Below are 19,735 nucleotides of genomic sequence, written 5' to 3'. Positions count from 1 at the left end.
TCGGTTCAGCGGTGGGCGGGGATCAGCAGGTCCTGGAGGCGCCGCACGGGGCGGTCGGCGACCCACCAGAGCAGGACGCCGGCCGCGAGCGCTGCGGCGGTCTCGACCGCGTCCTGCTGGAGCATCGACAGGACGAGGAACTGCACGAGGTAGATGTGCAGGGATGCGGCTGCCACGACCGAGATGGGACGCACGGCCCACGCCGGCAGTCGGACAGCGGGCACGAGCACCAGCACGGCGATGCCGACGACGATCGTGGCACTGCGGAGCAGGTCGTCGGGGAAGTACCCGATGCCGCCGACCACCGCGATCGCGATGGTCTCCGCACGTCGGGCGCGCGTCCGGGCGAGCGCCGCTGCCGCGCCGACGGCGAAGAGCCAGAGCAGCCCGGCGAGCAGCCCCTGCGGCTCGGCCTCGACGAGGGGCAGCAGGAACCGGGGCACGAGCGAGAGCACGGCGAGCGCCGCGGCGACGGCCCACGGGTCTCGCCGCCAGATGCGGGCGATGCGCGGCACCGACAGCGCCGCTGCCACCACGACGATGCAGGCGACGAGGGCTTCGACGAACCACAGCTCGCCCAGCGTGGCGCGCTCGTCGGGAGTGCGCACGAGCCAGTGGCTCAGCAGCACGTTGCTCCAGTCGTAGCGGCCGGTCGCGAGCATGCCGAGCAGCGCGATCGCGACCGCCGGCACGGCGATGCCGATCAGGATGCGCAGGCTCGCGCGCCAGCGGCCGGTCGCGCTCGGCGCCGAGAAGGCGAAGGCGGCGGCGCTCGCGCCGGCGACGGCGAGCAGGATGTGCGCGCCGCCCTGCACATCGAACAGGCCCGCGTGCGAGCCGCAGATCGCGATCGCGGCGAGGGCGCGCAGCAGCACGGGCGTCTCGACGGTGCGGAGGCGACCGCCCGCGCGCGGGGCTCGGCGTGCCAGCTCGGCGAGCGGTCGGTGGTGCCAGCCGCGCGGCAGCGCGCCGACGACCGCCTCGAGCCGCACCGAGGCCTGGACGTGGCTGAGCGAGTCGCCGCCGAGCTCGACGAAGGAGCGGTCGAGGTCGACCGCGTCGATGCCGAGCACGTCGCCCACGGCGCCCACGACGCCTGCGCGCGAGTCGGAGGCGCCTTGCTCCCCCGAGGCTGCGGCCGCGCGCACGAGCGCCGCGGCGGCGGGCCGATCGACCTTGCCGCTCTGCAGTCGCGGCAGCGGTGCGGCGACGGCGTCGACCGCTGCGACACCGAGCCCCGAGGCGTGCGCCGCGACCCGGCGGGCGCGATCCTCCGTACCGGGCCCTGCGGACTCGACCGCCACGGTCAGCCCGGTCGCGTCGCCGCCCACGCACGCCTGCAGGCCCGCCGACTCGAGCGCGGCCTCGACCACGGCGACGTCGATGCGAAGGCCCATGACCTTGACGAAGCCGCTGCGGCGTCCGACGATGCGCAGCTGCCCGTCGTCGCCGATCCGCCCGAGGTCGCCGGTGCGCAGCTCGTCGAGCATCGCGCCGAGCGCGAGGTCGTCGGGGTGCTCGGCGTAGCCGAGCATGACGCCCGGGCCGCGCACCACGACCTCGCCCGTGCCGCCAGCGGCCTCCGGCACCTCCGTGTCGAGACGGATGCTCGTTCCCGGGATGGGCGTGCCGACCGCGTCGGGGTTCGATGCCGCGAGCGAAGGATCGAGCACGCAGATGCGCGCGGTCGCCTCGGTCTGGCCGTACATCACCGCGAGGCCGAACCCGCGCTCGTCGCCCAGGCGCGCGAGGTCGCGCACCCGCTGGGGTGCGAGGCGCCCGCCGGCCTGGGCGATCAGGCGGAGGCTCGGGTGCGGCTGCTCGAGCTCGCCGGTGGAGGCCAGCAGCTCGATGCTGTGCGGCACGACGGCGAGCGTCGTGGCGCCGAGCGCATCGACCGCACGCCACAGCGCGGCATCGGTGACGGATGCGTCGTGCAGCACGACAGAGGCGCCGACGGCCAGGTGCGAGTGCAGCACGGACAGCCCGAAGCAGTAGTGCAGCGGCAGGGTGGTGATCGCGCGGTCGCTCGCGCGGAGCCCCAGTGCTCCCGCGATCGCGTGCGCGTTGCTGCGCACGTTCTCCCACGACAGCCGTGCGAGCTTCGGCGAGCCGGTGCTGCCCGAGGTGCTGAGCAGCAGCGCCAGGTCGGGGTGCAGCAGGTGGCGAGGAGCGGCCTCCCAGTCGGTGAAGGGCGCCGACGCGTCGCCGGTGGCGGCGAGATCGGGACGGTAGCGCTCGACGATCGCGTCGGCGCGAGCGCCCTCCGCGGTGACGAGCGCGACGTGGCCTGCCTCGAGCACGGCGAGGTAGGCGACGACGCTGGCCGCATCGGGCCGCAGCGCCACGTGCACGAGCCGCTTGCCGGTCGCGACGTCGGGCAGGCGCTGCGCCAGCGCCTGCACGTCACGCCGCAGCTGCCCGCGCGAGCGGGCGGTGCCGTCGGCATCGAGGATCGCCGCCGCCTCCGCGTCGACGTCGAGCGCATCGAGGAGGCCGGTGCGCGAGCGCTCCAAGATGCCACGGGTCTGCATAAGGCAAGGCTTCCCTAACCTCTATGAGCCCGTCCGCCGCGAGCATGGCGCAGCACAGCGCCCCCGTCGAGGTCGAGTTGCACTGGCAGACCCTGGCAGCCGCGCGCCACGAGCTGGACGCGCTGATCGACTCGGCGGAGCTCGCGCGCATCGATGCGCTCGAGCGTGCCGCGGATCGCGGCCGCTCGATGGTGGCCGCGGCGACGCTGCGCGTCGCAGCCGCTCAGCGGCTCGGCGTCGCCCCGCTCGAGGTGCGCATCGACCGCACCTGCGACGAGTGCGGCCGCCAGCACGGGGCTCCGAGGCTCCTGCATCCGCACGCCCCCTGGGTCTCGGTCTCGCACTCGGGGCTCCTCATCGCCGTGGTGCTGGCCGACGAGCCGGTGGGGATCGACGTGCAGCGGGTCGCCGATCTGCCCGCGACCCAGTCGGCGGAGGCATGGGTCCGTGCCGAGGCGATCACGAAGGCGCAGGGCGTCGCGCGTGCGGTGGGGGTCGATCCGGGCAGGCTCGCCGCCAGCGCCATCGACACGCCGCTGCCGGGCTACGCGGCGGCGCTCGCGCTGCGGGCGGACTCCGGCCGCCCGCGGCTGCGGACGTTCGGACCGTGACCTCGACCGGGCCGTTCCGATCGGCGCGGCGGTCGCGGCTGCCCCGACCACGCATCCCGCGGCGCTAGCCTGCCCCCACGGCGGTGCCTCTCGGCACCTGCCGCGACAGGACTCGGAGGGAGCACGACCATGGCGAGCACGGCTCGAGCGATGTGGGTGTGGGTGCAGGAGAGCGCGCCGCCGGATCCTGCCGCGCTGGCGGCGCACGCCGCGCAGCAGCGCGTCACCGAGGCGTTCGTCAGCGTGCCCTGGGGCGGTCCGACCCCGGCGACCCACCAGTGCGTGGCCGCGCTGCGCGCCCGGGGTGTGCGGGTGTCGGCGCTCGGCGGCGACCCGTCGTGGACGACCGGCACCGATGCGCTGACCTGGATGCAGCGGGCGACCGCCGCGTTCCTCTTCGACGGCGTGCACCTCGACATCGAGCCGTGGACGCGGCGGGACTGGCCGGGGCGCGAGCAGGAGCTGCTCGCCGGCCTCGCCCGCACCGTCAAGGACGTCGCTGCCCGCACCTCGCTGCCGGTCGAGGTCGACCTCTCCCCCTGGATCGCCGACGCCCATCCCGCAGCGTTCGCCGAGGTCGTGCGCCGCGCCGATGCGGTGGCGCTGATGGCCTACCGCGACCGCGCGCCCGACATCCTTGGCCTCAGCGCCACCGCGCGGCAGCTCATCGGGCAGGCCCGCAAGCCCTACCGCATCGGCGTCGACACGCTGCCGGCGGCGGAGCCTCGCGAGACCTTCGCCGACGACGGCCGCGCCGTGCTCGAGCGCGAGCTCGCCGCGGTCGCCGGCCAGCTCGGCGGCGACGCACGCTTCGCTGGCGTCGCCGTGCACGACGCCGCGAGCTGGATGACCCTCGGCGCGTAGGGGTGGCTCCAGCGCTCAGGTCGTCTGCTGCGTGACGATCGAGCCGCTCTGGTCGGCGAGCGAGTCGTCGAACTCGATGTCGACGGCCGCCTGCTCGAACTGCGCGTTGAGCAGCCGCCAGTAGGCGCCGCGCTGCTCGACGAGTGCCGTGTGCGAGCCCTGCTCGACGATCGACCCCTGCTCCATCACCAGGATCAGGTCGGCGTCGCGGATGGTCGACAGCCGGTGCGCGATCACGAACGAGGTGCGGTCGGTGCGCAGCGCCGCCATCGCGTGCTGCAGCAGCAGCTCGGTGCGGGTGTCGACCGACGACGTGGCCTCGTCGAGGATCAGCACGCTCGGCTGCGCGAGGAACGCCCGCGCGATCGTGATCAGCTGCTTCTCGCCGGCCGAGAGGTTGGATGCGTCCTCGTCGATCACCGTGTCGTAGCCGTCGGGCAGCGCGTGCACGAAGCGGTCGACGTAGGTCGCCTGCGCGGCCTCGAGGATCTCGGCCTCCGTGGCGTCGGGCCGGCCGTAGGCGATGTTCTCGCGGATGGTGCCGCCGAACAGCCACGTGTCCTGCAGCACCATGCCCGTCTGCGACCGGAGCGCATCCCTCGTCATCGTCCTGGTGTCGACGCCGTCGAGCGTGATGCGACCGCCGTCGATCTCGTAGAAGCGCATCAGCAGGTTGACGAGCGTCGTCTTGCCGGCGCCCGTCGGGCCGACGATCGCGACCGTCTGCCCGGGCTCGACCTCGAGCGAGAGGTCGTCGATGAGCGGCTTCTCGGGCGAGTAGGAGAACCGCACGTTCTCGAACGTGACGCGGCCGCGGCCGCCTTCGTGCGTGACGCCGCCGGTGTCGGACTCCTCCTCGTCGGCGTCGAGCAGCTGGAACACGCGCTCGGCGCTGGCGACGCCCGACTGCACCATCGTCACGGTCTGGCCGATCTGGCCCAGGTTCTGCGAGAACTGCTGCGAGTACTGGATGAACGCCTGCACGTCGCCGACCAGGATCTGGCCGGCCGCGACGAAGAGGCCGCCGGCGACCGCGACGAGCACGTAGCCGATGTTGCCGACGAAGGTCATCAGCGGGAAGACGAGCCCCGACAGGAACTGCGCCTTGAACGAGGCGTCGAACACGCCGTCGTTCTCGGTCTTGAAGCGGGCGCGCACGGCCTCCTCGCGGCCGAACACCTTGACGAGCGCGTGGCCGGTGAAGGCTTCCTCGACGATCGCGTTGACGCGACCGGTGCGGCGCCACTGCTCCTTGAACAGCCCCTGCGCCGGGCCCATGACGGCGCCCAGGATGACGCCCGTCAGCGGCACTGCGATGAGGGCGATGAGCGCGAGCCAGACGTTGATCGTGAGCATCATGACGAGCACGCCGATGACGCTCAGCAGGCCGGTGACGATCTGCGACATGGTCTGCGACATCGTCTGGCCGACGTTGTCGAGGTCGTTGGTGACGCGCGAGAGCAGCTCGCCGCGCTGCGTGCGGTCGTAGTACGCCAGCGGCAGGCGGTGGATCTTCGCCTCGACGTCGCGGCGCAGGCCCTGCACGGTGCGCTGCACCACGCGGTTGACCACGTAGCCCTGCAGCCATTGGAACAGCGCGCCCACGAGATAGATGGCGAGCACGACGAGCAGGATGCCGCCGAGGCGCTCGAAGTCGATGCCCTGCCCGGGGTTGAGCTCCGGCATGCGCTCGAGCATGTTGGCGAGGTCGCCCTGGCCCGCCTGGCGCAGCCCCTCGACCACCTGCGCCTGCGTGGTGCCTGCGGGCAGGCTGCGCTGCACGAAGCCCTGCACGATGACGTTCGTCGCCTCGCCCAGGATCTTCGGCCCGAGCACGACCAGCACGACGCCGATCGCGCCGAGGCCGAACACGAGCGCCAGCAGCCAGCGGTGCGGGTGCATGAGGCCGACCAGCCGCTTGGCGGATGCGCCGAACGACTTGGCCTTGCCGGGCGGGGGCTCCCAGTCGCCGGCGCCGAGGCGCGCGGCCTCGGCCTGCTCGGCCTCGAGCCGCTGCTCCTCGGTGAGCTCCGGCTCCGGCTTCAGCGAGCGAGCCTTGCGTGCCGCCAGCTTCTCGTCGCGGGTCATGCGGGTCTTCGGTTCGCGCGCCATCTCAGGCCTCCACTGCCATCTGCGAGTCGACGATCTCTCGGTAGGTCTCGCTGCCGGCGAGCAGCTCCTCATGCGTGCCGGTGCCGACGACCCGGCCGGCCTCGAGCACCACGATGCGGTCGGCGTCGACGATCGTCGAGACGCGCTGGGCGACGACGATCTGGGTGGTCGCACCCACCGCCTCGGTCAGCGCCGCCCGCAGGCGCGCATCCGTCGTCAGGTCGAGCGCCGAGAACGAGTCGTCGAAGACGAGCACGTCGGGCTCGGCGACGAGCGCCCGCGCGATCGACAGCCGTTGGCGCTGACCGCCCGAGACGTTCGTGCCGCCCTGCGCGATGCGCGAGTCGAGCTGCTTGTCCATCTGCTGCACGAAGCCCGCCGCCTGGGCGATCTCGAGCGCCCGCCAGAGCTGCTCGTCGGTGGCCTGCTCGTTGCCGTACCGCAGGTTCGACGCGACGGTGCCGGCGAAGAGGTAGGGCCGCTGGGGCACGATCGCGATGCCCCGCCAGAGCGTCTCGGCGTCGAGCTCCTTGACGTCGACGCCGCCGACCAGCACCCGACCGCCGGTCGCGTCGAACAGGCGCGGGATCAGGTTGACCAGCGTCGTCTTGCCGGCGCCGGTCGAGCCGATGATCGCCACCCTCTCGCCGGGCGCTGCCTGGATCGAGACGCCGTCGAGCACCGGGGTGTCGGCGCCCGGGTAGTGGAAGCTCACGTCGCGCAGCTCGATCGTGCCGGGCGTCGGCATGGCCGGGCCCGACGCGACCCGCACGACCGACGACTCCGTCTCGAGCACCTCGCCGATGCGCTTCGCGGAGACCGCGGCCCTCGGGATCATGATCGTCATGAAGGTGGCCATGAGCACGCCCATGAGGATCTGCATCAGGTACTGCAGGAACGCCATCATCGTGCCGATCTCGAGCTCGCCCGAGTCGACCAGGCCCGCGCCGAACCACAGCACTGAGACCGACGAGATCTCGACGATCAGCATGATGATCGGGAACATCAGCACGAACAGGTTGCCGGTGCGCAGCATGGCGTCGGTGACGCCGTCGTTGGCGACGGCGAAGCGCTGCTTCTCGGCGCGCTCCTGCACGAACGCGCGGATCACGCGGATGCCGGTGAGCTGCTCGCGCAGCACCTTGTTGATGCGGTCGATGCGCTCCTGCAGCAGGCGGAAGATCGGCACCAGCCTGGCGACGATGACGCCGAGCACGACGAGCATGAGCGGCACGGCGACGGCGATCAGCCACGACAGCGTCGCGTCGGCGCGCAGCGCCATCACGATGCCGCCGATCGCCAGCATGGGCGCCGACAGCAGCATGGTGCACGACATCAGGATGAGCATCTGCACCTGCTGCACGTCGTTCGTGTTGCGGGTGATGAGGCTCGCGGCACCGAAGCGCTGCACGTCCTGCTCGCTGAAGTCGCCGACCTTGCCGAAGATGTCGGCGCGCAGGTCGCGTCCGGCGCGCATCGCGAGGCGCGCGCCGAACATGATCGCGAGGATGTTGGCGACGACCTGGCCGAGGCTGAGCGCGAGCATCAGCATGCCGAGCCGCCAGATGGTGTCGGTGTCGCCGCGCAGCACGCCGTCGTTGATGATCTCGGCGTTGATGGTCGGCAGCATCAGCGACAGCACCGACTGCGCGAACTGGAACAGCACGACGAGGATCAGCGACAGCAGCGATGGCCTGACGTAGCGGACGATGAGCTTCCAGAGCATGATCAGACCTTCTGGCTCTCGGGGGCGGATGCGGTGGCGGACGTGCCGTCGGAGGCGCGCGTCGCGTCGGTGCTGACGATGCCGTGCAGCAGCACCTGGATGATGTCATCGGCCGATGACGTGGGCTCCTGCTCGCCCCAGCTGGCGCTGGCGGCCCAGGCGAGCGTGCGGAGCAGGTCGGCGGCGACGAGCGGGGAGACCCGCAGCTGGTGGCGGTACGGCGCGAACTGCGCCGCGAGGCGGTGCTTCGACGCCTCGAAGTCGGCGTGGCGGTCGGCGACGATGCGCTGGCCCGCGGGGCCGAGCGCGACGACCAGCCGGAAGATGAAGCGCATGCGCGACACCAGGGCGGCGCCGGTGACGGTGACGAACTCGTCGAGGCTGTCGAACTGGAGCGCGGCGAGCTCGGCGGTGAAGTCCTCGGCCGCCAGGTGGTGCTCGCCGACGGCGATGAGCAGCGACTCCTTGTCGCCGAAGGCCTTGAAGAGCGTGCCCTCGGCCACGCCCGCGGCCTCGGCCAGCTGCCGCGTCGTGATGGTCTGGCCGTGCTCGAGCATCGCGGGCGTGACGGCCTCGATGATCTGCGCGCGACGGTCGTCGCCGCTCAGGCGAGGGATGGGGGTCACGGGACGAGCGTAGTTGAGTGAGCGCTCACTCACCAAGTGCTGCCTTGCAGCGCGCCGCGACGGGTCAGGTCAGGCCTCGGGCCGCCGCCGGCGCTCCCGCTCGGCGCGCTGCCACGCCTCGGCCGAGCGGGTGATGGCGCCCTGCGCGGTGTCGAGCAGCTCCTGGGCGAGCGCGCTCCAGTCGGTGCGGTCGCCGGAGGGTCGCGGCAGCTCCCCGGCAGCGCGGTGGGCGACGCGCTCGGCTGTGTCGAAGGCCTGCGTCGCCCGTCGCACCGCGTCGCGGTACGCGGCGAAGTCGGCCGGCGCCATGCGGGCGTCGGTGCTCGCAGGGCGCAGCTCCATCGCGACCTGCTGCTCGCGGAGGAACGCCTGGAGCGCCGGTGACGAGGGGTCGCTCATGCCCGGGTAGTCGATCGCCTTGGCAGCATCGGTCTCGTAGGCGATCCAGCGGGTCGTGAGCGCATCGTGCTCGCTGCGCAGCCGTGCCAGCGGCATCTCCTCGAGCGGCGCACGGCTGGCCGGCATGGTCGCACGGGCGGCCTGCACCGAGGCGCGCCGCGCCCGGAGATCCGCCACGGCGGCCTTGACCGCTCGCTCGGCGTCCTGCACCCGCCGCTTGCTCTCGAGCACGGCACCGGCGGCGAGGCGCGAGGCCGTCTGCTCGGCCTGGGCGCGCAGGTGCTCCGCGCGCGCGACCTTCAGCAGCGCGCGCGAGCGCACCACCGCGTGCTCCGCCCGCCGCAGGTCGTGCTGGGCGGCGTCGAGCTCGAGCCTGCGGCCGACCGGGGAGCGGCGCCGCACGCCGAGCCAGCCGAGCGTGCCCGCGCCAGCACCCGCGGGAGCGACCCACCACCACTCCAGGGCAAGCGCCAGCACGGGATCCACGCGCCCATGCTATTTGAGGCAGGGCGGTTTCAGGCAGGGTCTCCCCCGCATGGCCGGCCGGGCCACCGAGCCCGCACGACTGTGGGAATCCGCAACCGATCCCCGCATGCCTGTGTGCCTTGTGCACGCATCCGTCATGCTCCGGCGCCTAGGCTGTTGAACCATGCGCCGCATCACCAAGGTCCTCATCGCCAACCGCGGCGAGATCGCCGTCCGCATCATCCGCGCCGCGCGCGATGCGGGCATCGGCTCGGTCGCGGTCTACGCGGAGCCCGATCGCGACGCGCAGCACGCGCAGCTCGCCGACGAGGCCTACTCGCTGCACGGCGCCACCAGCGCCGAGAGCTACCTGGTGATCGACAAGATGCTGTCGGTCGCGCGCCGCTCCGGCGCCGACGCCGTGCACCCCGGCTACGGCTTCCTCGCCGAGAACGCCGACTTCGCGCGGGCCGTGATCGACGCCGGCCTCATCTGGATCGGCCCGAGCCCCGAGGCGATCGAGCAGCTCGGCGACAAGGTCTCGGCGCGCCACATCGCCGAGTCGGTCGGCGCACCGCTCGCCCCCGGCACCATCAACCCCGTCGAGGGCGCCGACGAGGTGCTCGAGTTCGTCGACCAGCACGGGCTGCCGGTCGCTATCAAGGCTGCCTTCGGCGGCGGCGGGCGGGGGCTCAAGGTGGCGTTCACGCGCGAGGAGGTCGCGCAGCAGTTCGAGTCCGCCACCCGCGAGGCGGTCGCGGCGTTCGGGCGCGGCGAGTGCTTCGTCGAGAAGTACCTCAACAAGCCGCGCCACGTCGAGACCCAGTGCCTCGCCGACGCGCACGGCAACGTGGTCGTCGTCTCGACCCGCGACTGCTCGCTGCAGCGCCGCCACCAGAAGCTCGTCGAAGAGGCACCCGCGCCCTTCATCAGCGAGGCGCAGGACGCCCAGCTGCGCCAGGCCTCCAAGGCGATCCTGCGCGCCGCGAAGTACGTCGGCGCGGGCACGTGCGAGTTCCTCATCGGCGCCGACGGCACCATCTCGTTCCTCGAGGTCAACACGCGCCTGCAGGTCGAGCACCCGGTCTCCGAGGACGTCACCGGCATCGACCTGGTGCGCGAGCAGTTCCGCATCGCCGAGGGCGAGGCGCTCGGCTACGACGACCCCGAGGTTCACGGCCACTCGATCGAGTTCCGCATCAACGGCGAGGACGCCGGCGCCGGCTTCATGCCGCAGCCCGGGCCCGTGCGCATCTTCCGCGCACCCTCGGGCCCCGGCGTGCGCGTCGACTCGGGCGTCGTGGCCGGCGACGTGATCGGCGGCAACTTCGACTCGATGCTCGCGAAGCTCATCGTCACCGGTCGCGACCGCGCCGAGGCGCTGCAGCGCGCCCGCCGCGCGCTGGCCGAGTTCGAGGTCGACGGGCTGCCGACGGTGCTGCCGTTCCACCGCGCGATCGTCGACCACCCGGCGTTCGCCCCCGAGGGCGACGCCCCCTTCTCGATCTACACCTCGTGGATCGAGACCGAGTTCGACGGCGAGATCGCCCCCTGGGCCGGCGAGCCGGGCGAGATCGGCGGGCCGGATGCGCGCCGCACGGTGGTCGTGGAGGCCGAGGGCAAGCGCATCGCCGTCTCGATGCCGAAGCGCCTCTTCTCGGATGCGAAGGACGCCAAAGGCCCCGCCCCGCGCCGCACCCGCACCGCGCTGGCCGGCGGCGTCGGCAACGGCGCGATCGTCTCGCCCATGCAGGCGACGGTGATCAAGTCGGGTGTCGCCGAGGGCGACCGCGTCGTCGCCGGCGACCTGCTGGTGGTGCTCGAGGCGATGAAGATGGAGCAGCCGCTGTCGAGCCCCATCGACGGCACGGTCTCGTTCCTCGATGCACCCGTCGGCTCGACGGTCTCCTCCGGCCACCACCTCGTGACCGTCACGCCCGACGCCTGAGCCGCGCCGACGCATCCGCCCGCCTCGCGCAGGCAATTCCGTTTTGCAGGTGATCCTGGCCGCCCGAGGGAGCATTCCCCTCGAGCCTCCCGGATCACCTGCAGAGTGAGCAGTCGCGCCGCGGCCAGTCCGACGGCCGCCGCGATGAAGCCTTGCGGTGCGGGTGGCGTCGCCGGCCGCCGCGGGGCGCGTGAGTGGCCCCCGCGATCAGCCTCGGCACTCCGCTCCGCGCCATTCCGTTCTGCAGGCGATCAGGGTCGCGCGAGGGAGGATTCCCCCCGAGCCCGCCGGATCACCTGCAAAGTCATTCCCAGCGACGCGACAGTCGCGGCGTGGCGAGCCGCACGATCAGGCGCGATGCCCGCGAGGTCGAGCCCACGGTCAGCGCCGACCGGGGCGGCGGCGACGGCGGCGGTGGCGATCACGGCGGACGAAGTCGAGCACCGTGGCGATCGTGCGCGGCCAGCGATGCATGATGTCCTCGTAGGCGAAGCGCAGCGAGATGCCGCCGGATCGTTGCAGCTCACGATCGATGCGCCGATCGCGGGGGAAGTCCGCGACGCGCGTGTGGTGCTCGCGGCCGTCGATCTCGATCCACAAGCGGTCGCCGAGGAGGAGGTCGCGCGGGCCGAGGCCGGGCACATCGACCTGGGTGCGCACGCGGAGGCCGTGCGATCGGAATCGGTAGCGCGCGATGCTCTCGAGTCCTGAGCCAGCCCCGCCGTCGAGCAGCGTCGCCAGGAGCCGGCCGCGTTCCGTGCCGCTCAGCAGCCGGGCGAGGTGCTCCGCGGTGCGCCGGCGATCGTGGACGCACGCGTCGAGCACGGCCAGCGCCAGCTCCGGCGGCTGGCACTCGACCACGTGCAGCAGCACCTCGTCGAGAGCCTGGACCGCGCTCGCCGGCGCCGCTGTGCGGCCCCGCCAGTGGACGACCACCGACGCGTCGGAGATCGCGGCAGGAGCGTCTCGTGTCCGGGGATTGAGCCGCGACCCGTTGCCGGGGCAGCTTGCCGTCGTCGAGCGTCCACACACCCATGGCGCTCGTCGCCGAGATGCAGGTGAGCTGACCCCGCATGCGCACGGCCTGCACCGCGCGCGCGTCGGCGTCGGGCACGGCGACCCAGGCGCGGCGCACGTGCACGAGCAGGCCGGCGCGGCGAGCCTCGAGCACCTGCGGGCGGTCGAACCCGCGCGCGCGCAGGTGGTCGAGCGAGGCCACGCCCCCGAGCGCGCGCACCTCATCGTCGATCGACACGAGCGCGATGGTGCCCGCGCCGCCGCCGCGCGGTCGGGTCGTCCGAGGTGCGCTGTGGAGAACTCAGCGCGACGATGCCCGCGCGTAGCCGTTCCGTTCTGCAGGCGATCCGCGCCGGTCGAGGGGAATGCTCCCTCTCGAGAGCCGGATCGCCTGCGAAACGGAAAGACGGGCAGGTGGATGCGTCGTGCTGGGCCCCGGGACGTCGGGTGTCGGGCGCGGCGTCAGTGCCCGGGCGCGTCAGCCGTCCGCGCCCTCCGCGGCGTCAGCCGGCGTCGACGCGGTGCATCGCGCGGGCGGCGTCGGAGATCGAGCCGGTGAGCGACGGAAAGACCGGGAACACGCGGGCGAGCTGGTCGACGGTGAGGCGGTGCTCCATCGCCATCGTCACCGTGAAGATCAGCTCCGACGCCTTCGGCGCGACGATCACGCCGCCGATGACCGTGCCCGAGCCCGTGCGCGCGAAGAGCTTCACGAAGCCGTCCTCGACGCCCATCATCTTGGCGCGGGCGTTGGTGGCGAGATCGATCCGGTAGACCTCGCCCTGGGCGATGCCCTCTTCGATCTCGCGCTGCGACCAGCCGACCGTGGCGATCTCGGGCTGCGTGAAGATGTTCGACGCGACCGTGCGCATCGAGATCGGGTCGACCGCATCGCCGAGCGCGTGGAACATCGCGGTGCGGCCCTGCATCGAGGCCACCGAGGCGAGCGGCAGCGCGTCGGCGCAGTCGCCGACCGCGTAGATGTTCGGCAGGTTCGTGCGCGCGACACGGTTGACGTGGATGTGGCCGGAGTCGGTCATCTCGAGCCCGGCCTCCTCGAGCCCGATGCCGGCGGTGTTCGGGATCGAGCCGACCGCCATCAGGCAGTGCGAGCCCTCGACCGTGCGGCCGTCGGTGAGCGTGACGAGCACGCCCGTCTCCGTGCGCTCGACGGTCGCCGCCCTCGACTTGGCGAGCACGTGCATGCCCTGGCGGCCGAAGACGTCCTCGATCACGCGGGCCGCGTCGGTGTCCTCGCCCGGCAGCACCTGCTCGCGGCTCGAGATGAGCGTCACCTCGGCGCCGATCAGGCTGTAGGCGCTCGCGAACTCGGCGCCGGTGACGCCGGAGCCGACGACGATCAGGTGCTCGGGCACCTCCTCGAGGCCGTAGAGCTGCGTCCACGTGAGGATCCGCTCGCCGTCGGGCATGGCCGAGGGCAGCTGCCGGGGCGTGGCGCCGACCGAGACGACGATGGTGTCGGCCTCGAACTCGTCGAAGTCGGAGCCCTGCTTGCCGGTGGAGACGACCACGCGGCCGGGGCCGTCGAGGCGGCCCTCGCCCTGCACGAGCGTGACGCCCGCCTTCTCGAGGTCGGCCTTCATGTCGAGCGACTGCTTCGCCGCGAGCGACAGCAGGCGCCGGTTGACGGCCCGCAGGTTGACGGCCACCTCGGGCTTCTGCGGCCGGCCGCTGGCGCCGCGCACCGAGAACTGCACGCCCAGCTGGCTGGCGTCGCGGATCGCGGCAGCCGACTCGGCGGTCGCGATGAGCGACTTCGAGGGCACGACGTCGGTGAGGATCGCGCTGCCGCCGATGCCGGTGCGCTCGATGAGCGTGACTGCGGCACCGAGCCTGGCGCCCGCGAGCGCCGCCTCGTACCCGCCAGGACCGCCGCCGATGATCACTACGCGCTGCTTGCGCTCGAATGCACTCACGGGCACCATCATCGCGCATTCGCGGTGGAGCTCTGGAGCGGAGGGCCTTTCGGCCCTCCGCCGCGACCCCAGCGCCGGGGCCGTCTCGGGCCCCGGTACCGGGGAGGGCATCAGCCCGCGCGACGCTCGTGCACTGCCGACGTCAGCGTCGTGCCGTTGACCTCGACGTAGAGCGTGCCCTCCATCACCGACACGGTGAGCGCCGTGCGCCGTGCCACGGCGTCGGCCACGGCCTCGACGAAGCCGGCGTCGAACCAGACCAGCCGCACGTCCTCCGCGCGATGGATGCGCTTGCCCACCCAGCGCGCGGCGACCTTCTCCGGGTCGCGGTGCGTGTAGACGACGGTGCGGTCGGCGGCCATGCTGCCCCGGTGCACCCGCTCGGCGTCGGGCGCGCCCACCTCGATCCAGGCCGTCAGCGCACCGGTCAGGTCGCGCGCGATCACCGCGGGCTCGTCGCCGCCGGAGATGCCGTCGCCGAACGCGATGCCCTCCTCGTGCTCGAGGCAGAGCGCGAGCACGCGCGTCACCATGAACACGAGCGTCTCGGAGGGGTGCTGCGCGACCTTGAGCGACAGCTGCTCGTACACGCCGCGATCGACGTCGGAGAGCTGCACCTCGAAGGTGTGGATCGTCGCGCCGATGGCCATGGTGCTCCAGCCTAGGTGCGCGGCGCTCGACTCACCGCCGCCGCCGCTCAGCACGACGCAAGCCGGGCAGCCCGTTCGCGCGGCCGCTGCGGTCGCGATGCTCGGCGCGCCCATCGATCCGCGCGCCGGGCTTGCGTTGTGCGCGCGGGGACGCGCGCCGGGCTTGCGTTGTGCGCGCGGGGGCGAGCGCCGGGCTTGCGTTGTGCGCGCGGGGCGAGCGCCAGGCTTGCGTTGTGCGCGCGGGGCACGGGGCGAGGGTCGGGGGCCCCGCCTCTAGAGTGGGCGCCATGACGCACCCGCTCGACCAGCCCGCCGACCCGCGCGAGGTCGCCCGCCAGGCCGCCGACGACATCCGCCGCATCACCGGCGTCGACCGCCACGACATCGCCCTCACCCTGGGCTCCGGCTGGGCGAAGGCCGCCGACCTGATCGGCGAGACGACGCACACGATCCCCGCGACCGACATCACCGGCTTCTCGAAGCCCGCGCTCGAGGGGCACGTGGGCACGCTGCGCTCGATCCTGCTCGACGACGGCCGCCGCGCGCTCGTGATCGGCGCGCGCACCCACTACTACGAGGGCCACGGCGTGCGCCGGGTGGTGCACTCGGTGCGCACCGCCGCCGCCGCGGGCGCGACCGTGATGGTGCTGACGAACGGCGCCGGCGGCATCAAGCCGCACTGGACGCCCGGCCAGCCGGTGCTCATCAGCGACCACATCAACCTCACCGCCGACTCGCCGCTCGAGGGCGCCACCTTCGTCGACCTCACCGACCTCTACTCGCCGCGCCTGCGCGACGTCGCCCGCACGGTCGACGCCAGCCTCGACGAGGGCGTCTACGTGCAGTTCCGCGGCCCCCACTACGAGACGCCCGCCGAGGTGCAGATGGCGAAGGCGATCGGCGGCCACATCTGCGGCATGTCGACCGCGCTCGAGGCGATCGCCGCGCGCGAGGCCGGCATGGAGGTGCTGGGCCTGAGCCTGATCACCAACCTCGCCGCGGGCATCCAGACCACGCCGCTCTCGCACGCCGAGGTGATCGAGGCGGGCCGCGAGGCCGAGGGCAGGCTCGGGCGCCTGCTCGCCGACGTGGTGGCGGCGATCGGCGCGCAGGCATGAGCGCCTCGCACGAAGCGCTGACGCTCGCGCGCGCCTGGGCGGCCGCCGACCCCGACGAGGCGACCCGCGCCGAGCTCGAGGCGACGATCGCCGCGGCCGAGGCCGACGACGACGCGGCGACGATCGAGCTCGCGGATGCGTTCCGCGGGCGCCTGCAGTTCGGCACGGCCGGGCTGCGGGGCCGTCTGGGCCCCGGGCCCAACCGCATGAACAGCGTCGTCGTCCAGCAGGCATCCGCGGGCCTCGCCCGATTCCTCGTCGAGCGCGAGGCGCACCCGTCGGTCGTGATCGGCTGGGACGGCCGGCGCGGCTCGGCGCAGTTCGCCCGCGAGGCGGCGGAGGTCTTCGCGGGCGCGGGCGTGCGCGCGATCCTGCTGCCGCGGCTGCTGCCGACGCCGGTGACCGCGTTCGCCGTGCGGCACCTGGGCGTGAGCGCAGGCGTGATGGTGACCGCGAGCCACAACCCGCCGCAGGACAACGGCTACAAGGTCTACCTGGGTGGCGCCGACGAGGGCAGCCAGATCGTGCCGCCGGTCGACGGCGAGATCGCCGCCCGCATCGAAGAGGCGGCGCAGACGCCGGTGGCCGACTACCCGCGCGGCAGCGTCGAGGTGGCCGGCGAGGGCGTCGTCGACGCCTACGTCGCCGCCACCGCCGCGATCGGCCAGCCCGACCAGGGCCTCGCCGGAGCGACCGGCCCGAGGGTCGTCTACACGCCCATGCACGGCGTCGGCCTCGAGACGGTGCGCGCGGTGCTGGCCGCGGCCGGCTTCCCGGCCGTGATCCCGGTGCCCGAGCAGGCCGAGCCCGACGGCGCGTTCCCGACGGTCGCCTTCCCCAACCCCGAGGAGCCGGGCGCACTCGACCTGGCGATGGCCCTCGCGACCGCAGAGGGCGCCGAGCTGATCCTCGCGAACGACCCCGACGCCGACCGGCTCGCGGTGGCCGTGCCGGACGACGCCGCCCCCGCCGGATGGCGCATGCTCACCGGCAACGAGGTGGGGCTGCTGCTGGGCTGGGACGCCGCGCGCGCCGCCGGCGGACGCGGCGTGCTCGCCGCGTCGATCGTCTCCTCCCCCGGCCTCGGCGCGATCGCCGCCGCCCACGGGCTCGAGTTCGTGCAGACGCTCACGGGCTTCAAGTGGGTCTCGCGCGTGCCCGGCCTCGTCTACGGCTACGAGGAGGCGCTCGGCTACCTCGTGAACCCCGGCACCGTGCGCGACAAGGACGGCATCTCGGCGCTCGTGCGCATCCTCACCCTTGCGAGCGAGCTGCAGGAGCGCGGCTCGTCGCTCACCGAGGAGCTGCTGGCGCTCGCCGGCGAGTTCGGCGCCTTCGAGTCCGGGCAGGTGAGCGTGCGCGTCACCGACCTCGCGCGCATCCCGGCCACCATGGCGGCGCTGCGGCAGACGCCGCCGACCGAGCTGGCGGGCGCGGCCGTGCTCGCCGCCGACGACCTGTCGCTGCCCGAGCACGGCGAGATCGGCGACATCCTGCGCTTCACGCTCGACGACGGCTCGCGGGTCATGGTGCGGCCGAGCGGCACCGAGCCGAAGGTGAAGGTCTACATCGACGCGACGAGCGCCGACGGCCCCCCTGCCGCCCGCATCCGTCGTGCGCGCGAGCGCGTGGCCGCGATCGCCGAGGCGGTGCGGCCGCTGCTGCAGTAGTGGCGCGGCACGGTCGCGAGCCTCGGGCGCGCGGCACCGTCGCCCGGCTCAGGCGCGCAGCGCCGCGATCGCCTCGTCGCGCCCGGTGGCGGCCACGAGCGCCTCGGTGACGCCGGATGCGTCCAGGGCGTTGGCGAGCTCGGCGAGCATCTGCAGGTGGCGGCGAGGGCTCTGCGCGGCCATCGCGATGACGACCCGCACCGGGTCGTGGTGCGGGTGGCCGAACGAGACGGGCTCGTCGAGCACGACGATCGCCAGGGCGTCGCGGCGCACGACGGCGCTCGCCTTCGCGTGCGGCACCGCCACGCCGGGCGCCACCACGCAGTACGGGCCGGCCTGCTCGATCTGGCGCACCAGCTCGTCGACGTAGGCGCGCCCGACCGCGCTCGCGGTCACCAGGTCGACGCCCGCTGCGCGCACGGCGGCGCGCCAGTCGGCTGCGTGGACGCCGGGCGAGAAGGTGGCCTCGTCGAGCGGCAGGGTCATCGGAGGTCGTCGAACCCGTCGGCGATCTCGTCGGCGAGCTCCTCGCGCTCCTCGAGCGTGCAGAAGGCGCCGGCGGCGGCGTTCTGCGTGACCTGCTCGAGGTCGTCGAGATCCCAGTCGAAGGTCTCGACCATGAGGCCCAGCTCGCGTGTGAGGGTCGTGCCCGACTGCAGGCGGTTGTCGGGGTTCACGGTGACCGCGAAGCCGAGCTGCAGCAGCAGGTCGATCGGGTGCGCGTCGAGCGAGTCGCCCCACTGCGCGATCGTGCCCGTCTGCAGGTTCGAGCTGGGGCTGAGCTCGAGCGGGATCTCGCGCTCCTTCACCCACTCCGCGAGCTCGCCGAGCCGCACCACGATCGCGTCGTCGTGCTCCTCCTCGACCTCGATGTCCTCGGCGATGCGCGTGCCGTGGCCGAGGCGCAGCGCACGCCCGGCGAACAGCGCGTCGTCGATGCTCGCGAGCCCGTCGCCCTCGCCCGCGTGCACGGTGGTCGGGAAGTGCGCCCTGGCGAGGATGTCGAACGCCGACTGCAGGCGCGAGGCGGGGAAGCCCGCTTCGGGGCCGGCGATGTCGAAGCCGACCGCGCCCTTGTCGCGGTGGCGCAGGGCCAGCTCGGCGATCTCGTCGGCGCGGTCGAGGTGGCGCATCGCGCTGATCAGCTGGCCGACGCGGATCCGGCCGCCGTGGGTCGCGACCAGGTCGATGGCCTCCTCGATGCCGGCCTGCACGGCCTCGACGGCCTGGTCGAGCGTGAGGCCGCGCTGCAGGTGCTGCTCCGGCGCCCAGCGGATCTCGCCGTAGATCACGCCGTCCTCGGCGAGGTCGAGCACGAACTCCTTCGCCACCCGCTGCAGGCCGTGCTCGGTCTGCATGACCGCGGTGGTGATGTCGAACGTCTTCAGGTACTCGGGCAGCGAGCCGGAGTTCGACTGCTCGGCGAACCAGCGGCCGAGCGCCTCCGCGTCGCCGGCTGGCAGCTCGAAGCCGATCTCGTCGGCCAGCTCGAGCACGGTCTGCGGCCGCAGCCCCCCGTCGAGGTGGTCGTGCAGGCTGACCTTGGGCAGCGTCTGGATGTCGACGCCGTCGATCTCGTACCGGGCCATTCCGCCTCCGTCATCGGGGTGCCTGGCATCCGCGTGCCGGCCGGATTCGATGCTACCGGCCCGCGCGCCGCCGACACGGCCTCGGTGCGGAGTCAGACCGAGGCGCCCGCGAGTCCGATCGCGGCGAGGATCAGCCCGCCGGCGACGATCCACAGCAGCGCCCACAGCACCAGCATCGCGACGCTCAGCCAGATGCCCCACAGCGCCATCGTCCGGCCCGCGGGCTCCCGCTTGCGCGCCATGACGCCGACGACGATGCCGGCGATCGGCACGAGGATCGAGCCGCCGATGAAGATCGACGCGAGGCCGAGCACGAGGCTGACGATGCTGAGCGTCCTCGGCTCGGCGGGCGCGCCGCTGTAGCCGTGCATCGGCTGGGTCGCCTCGCCGTACGGCCGCATGGTCGGGTGCTGGGGATCGGTCACGGGTGCTCCTTCGATGCAAGTGGATGCGTCGACCCAATCACCGC

General features: G+C 73.2%; 16 protein-coding genes. 5 read left to right on the top strand and 11 right to left on the bottom strand.

The features are described from left to right. Positions 1–5: 5 nt before the first annotated feature. Entirely contained in the window at positions 6–2,534 is a 2,529-nt protein-coding gene (locus tag Q9250_RS00465; RefSeq protein ID WP_306232611.1) for a non-ribosomal peptide synthetase, read from the bottom strand. Positions 2,535–2,557: 23 nt separating this feature from the next. On the opposite strand from Q9250_RS00465, the gene Q9250_RS00460 reads away from it, so the two are divergent. Together Q9250_RS00460 and Q9250_RS00455 are read left to right on the top strand one after the other, a co-directional pair. After that, positions 2,558–3,145 carry a 4'-phosphopantetheinyl transferase family protein gene (locus Q9250_RS00460; protein ID WP_306232610.1) on the top strand — a complete coding sequence of 196 codons (588 nt, stop codon included), beginning with the start codon at positions 2,558–2,560 and terminating at the stop codon, positions 3,143–3,145. Between the two features lie 129 nt (positions 3,146–3,274). Then, on the top strand, positions 3,275–4,009 hold the full coding sequence (locus Q9250_RS00455; RefSeq protein ID WP_306232609.1) for a hypothetical protein: 735 nt from the start codon (positions 3,275–3,277) through the stop codon (positions 4,007–4,009). 15 nt (positions 4,010–4,024) lie between these two features. On the opposite strand, the gene Q9250_RS00450 is transcribed toward Q9250_RS00455, so the two are convergent. From Q9250_RS00450 to Q9250_RS00435, 4 genes are all read right to left on the bottom strand, one after another. After that, positions 4,025–6,121, bottom strand: a complete 2,097-nt coding sequence (locus Q9250_RS00450) for an ABC transporter ATP-binding protein (protein WP_422665054.1) — start codon at positions 6,119–6,121, stop codon at positions 4,025–4,027. A 1-nt stretch (position 6,122) separates the two neighbouring features. Further along, positions 6,123–7,847: an ABC transporter ATP-binding protein gene (locus Q9250_RS00445; protein WP_306232608.1), complete on the bottom strand. Its 1,725-nt coding sequence runs from the start codon at positions 7,845–7,847 to the stop codon at positions 6,123–6,125. 2 nt (positions 7,848–7,849) lie between these two features. Next, positions 7,850–8,473, bottom strand: a complete 624-nt coding sequence (locus Q9250_RS00440) for a TetR/AcrR family transcriptional regulator (protein ID WP_306232607.1) — start codon at positions 8,471–8,473, stop codon at positions 7,850–7,852. 69 nt (positions 8,474–8,542) lie between these two features. Continuing rightward, entirely contained in the window at positions 8,543–9,358 is an 816-nt protein-coding gene (locus Q9250_RS00435) for a hypothetical protein (protein WP_306232606.1), read from the bottom strand. A 163-nt stretch (positions 9,359–9,521) separates the two neighbouring features. Between Q9250_RS00435 and Q9250_RS00430 the strand changes: the two genes are divergently transcribed. Then, positions 9,522–11,285 carry an acetyl/propionyl/methylcrotonyl-CoA carboxylase subunit alpha gene (locus Q9250_RS00430; RefSeq protein WP_306232605.1) on the top strand — a complete coding sequence of 588 codons (1,764 nt, stop codon included), beginning with the start codon at positions 9,522–9,524 and terminating at the stop codon, positions 11,283–11,285. 381 nt (positions 11,286–11,666) lie between these two features. Here the strand turns inward: Q9250_RS00430 and Q9250_RS00425 are convergent, their stop codons facing one another. The 3 genes from Q9250_RS00425 to Q9250_RS00415 all read right to left on the bottom strand — a co-directional run bounded on the left by Q9250_RS00425 (position 11,667) and on the right by Q9250_RS00415 (position 14,889). Next, the gene (locus Q9250_RS00425) at positions 11,667–12,158 is read right to left on the bottom strand and encodes a PDDEXK family nuclease (protein WP_306232604.1); all 492 of its coding nucleotides are present in this window, start codon (positions 12,156–12,158) and stop codon (positions 11,667–11,669) included. A 647-nt stretch (positions 12,159–12,805) separates the two neighbouring features. Further along, on the bottom strand, positions 12,806–14,248 hold the full coding sequence (locus tag Q9250_RS00420) for an NAD(P)H-quinone dehydrogenase (protein WP_306233872.1): 1,443 nt from the start codon (positions 14,246–14,248) through the stop codon (positions 12,806–12,808). 101 nt (positions 14,249–14,349) lie between these two features. Continuing rightward, the gene (locus Q9250_RS00415; protein ID WP_306232603.1) at positions 14,350–14,889 is read right to left on the bottom strand and encodes a YaeQ family protein; all 540 of its coding nucleotides are present in this window, start codon (positions 14,887–14,889) and stop codon (positions 14,350–14,352) included. A gap of 287 nt (positions 14,890–15,176) precedes the next feature. Here Q9250_RS00415 and Q9250_RS00410 point away from each other — a divergent pair, with 287 nt between their 5' ends. Continuing rightward, positions 15,177–16,007 (top strand): purine-nucleoside phosphorylase, encoded by an 831-nt coding sequence (locus Q9250_RS00410; RefSeq protein ID WP_306232602.1) that lies wholly within the window; start codon positions 15,177–15,179, stop codon positions 16,005–16,007. Then, positions 16,004–17,677: a phospho-sugar mutase gene (locus Q9250_RS00405; protein ID WP_306232601.1), complete on the top strand. Its 1,674-nt coding sequence runs from the start codon at positions 16,004–16,006 to the stop codon at positions 17,675–17,677. The genes Q9250_RS00410 and Q9250_RS00405 overlap by 4 nt, the downstream gene beginning before the upstream one ends. 48 nt (positions 17,678–17,725) lie before the next feature. Here Q9250_RS00405 and Q9250_RS00400 read toward each other — a convergent pair whose 3' ends face one another. The 3 genes from Q9250_RS00400 to Q9250_RS00390 all read right to left on the bottom strand — a co-directional run bounded on the left by Q9250_RS00400 (position 17,726) and on the right by Q9250_RS00390 (position 19,691). Beyond that, positions 17,726–18,163: a PTS sugar transporter subunit IIA gene (locus Q9250_RS00400; protein WP_306232600.1), complete on the bottom strand. Its 438-nt coding sequence runs from the start codon at positions 18,161–18,163 to the stop codon at positions 17,726–17,728. Beyond that, the gene (locus Q9250_RS00395) at positions 18,160–19,266 is read right to left on the bottom strand and encodes an adenosine deaminase (protein ID WP_306232599.1); all 1,107 of its coding nucleotides are present in this window, start codon (positions 19,264–19,266) and stop codon (positions 18,160–18,162) included. The genes Q9250_RS00400 and Q9250_RS00395 overlap by 4 nt, the downstream gene beginning before the upstream one ends. A 92-nt stretch (positions 19,267–19,358) precedes the next feature. Next, the gene (locus tag Q9250_RS00390) at positions 19,359–19,691 is read right to left on the bottom strand and encodes a DUF4190 domain-containing protein (protein ID WP_306232598.1); all 333 of its coding nucleotides are present in this window, start codon (positions 19,689–19,691) and stop codon (positions 19,359–19,361) included. Positions 19,692–19,735: the final 44 nt, after the last annotated feature.

The sequence above is a fragment of the Agrococcus beijingensis genome, from assembly GCF_030758955.1.
In the GTDB taxonomy this organism is placed as follows: Bacteria; Actinomycetota; Actinomycetes; order Actinomycetales; family Microbacteriaceae; genus Agrococcus; species Agrococcus beijingensis.
This window is presented reverse-complemented; position numbering and strand designations above follow the sequence as displayed.

Coding starts and splice junctions, on each gene's coding strand:
- Q9250_RS00400 (WP_306232600.1), bottom strand. CDS start 18,163: ATGACCCTGCCGCTCGACGAGGCCACCTTCTCGCCCGGCGTCCACGCA.
- Q9250_RS00460 (WP_306232610.1), top strand. CDS start 2,558: ATGAGCCCGTCCGCCGCGAGCATGGCGCAGCACAGCGCCCCCGTCGAG.
- Q9250_RS00430 (WP_306232605.1), top strand. CDS start 9,522: ATGCGCCGCATCACCAAGGTCCTCATCGCCAACCGCGGCGAGATCGCC.
- Q9250_RS00405 (WP_306232601.1), top strand. CDS start 16,004: ATGAGCGCCTCGCACGAAGCGCTGACGCTCGCGCGCGCCTGGGCGGCC.
- Q9250_RS00450 (WP_422665054.1), bottom strand. CDS start 6,121: ATGGCGCGCGAACCGAAGACCCGCATGACCCGCGACGAGAAGCTGGCG.
- Q9250_RS00395 (WP_306232599.1), bottom strand. CDS start 19,266: ATGGCCCGGTACGAGATCGACGGCGTCGACATCCAGACGCTGCCCAAG.
- Q9250_RS00465 (WP_306232611.1), bottom strand. CDS start 2,534: ATGCAGACCCGTGGCATCTTGGAGCGCTCGCGCACCGGCCTCCTCGAT.
- Q9250_RS00415 (WP_306232603.1), bottom strand. CDS start 14,889: ATGGCCATCGGCGCGACGATCCACACCTTCGAGGTGCAGCTCTCCGAC.
- Q9250_RS00455 (WP_306232609.1), top strand. CDS start 3,275: ATGGCGAGCACGGCTCGAGCGATGTGGGTGTGGGTGCAGGAGAGCGCG.
- Q9250_RS00445 (WP_306232608.1), bottom strand. CDS start 7,847: ATGCTCTGGAAGCTCATCGTCCGCTACGTCAGGCCATCGCTGCTGTCG.
- Q9250_RS00410 (WP_306232602.1), top strand. CDS start 15,177: ATGACGCACCCGCTCGACCAGCCCGCCGACCCGCGCGAGGTCGCCCGC.
- Q9250_RS00420 (WP_306233872.1), bottom strand. CDS start 14,248: ATGGTGCCCGTGAGTGCATTCGAGCGCAAGCAGCGCGTAGTGATCATC.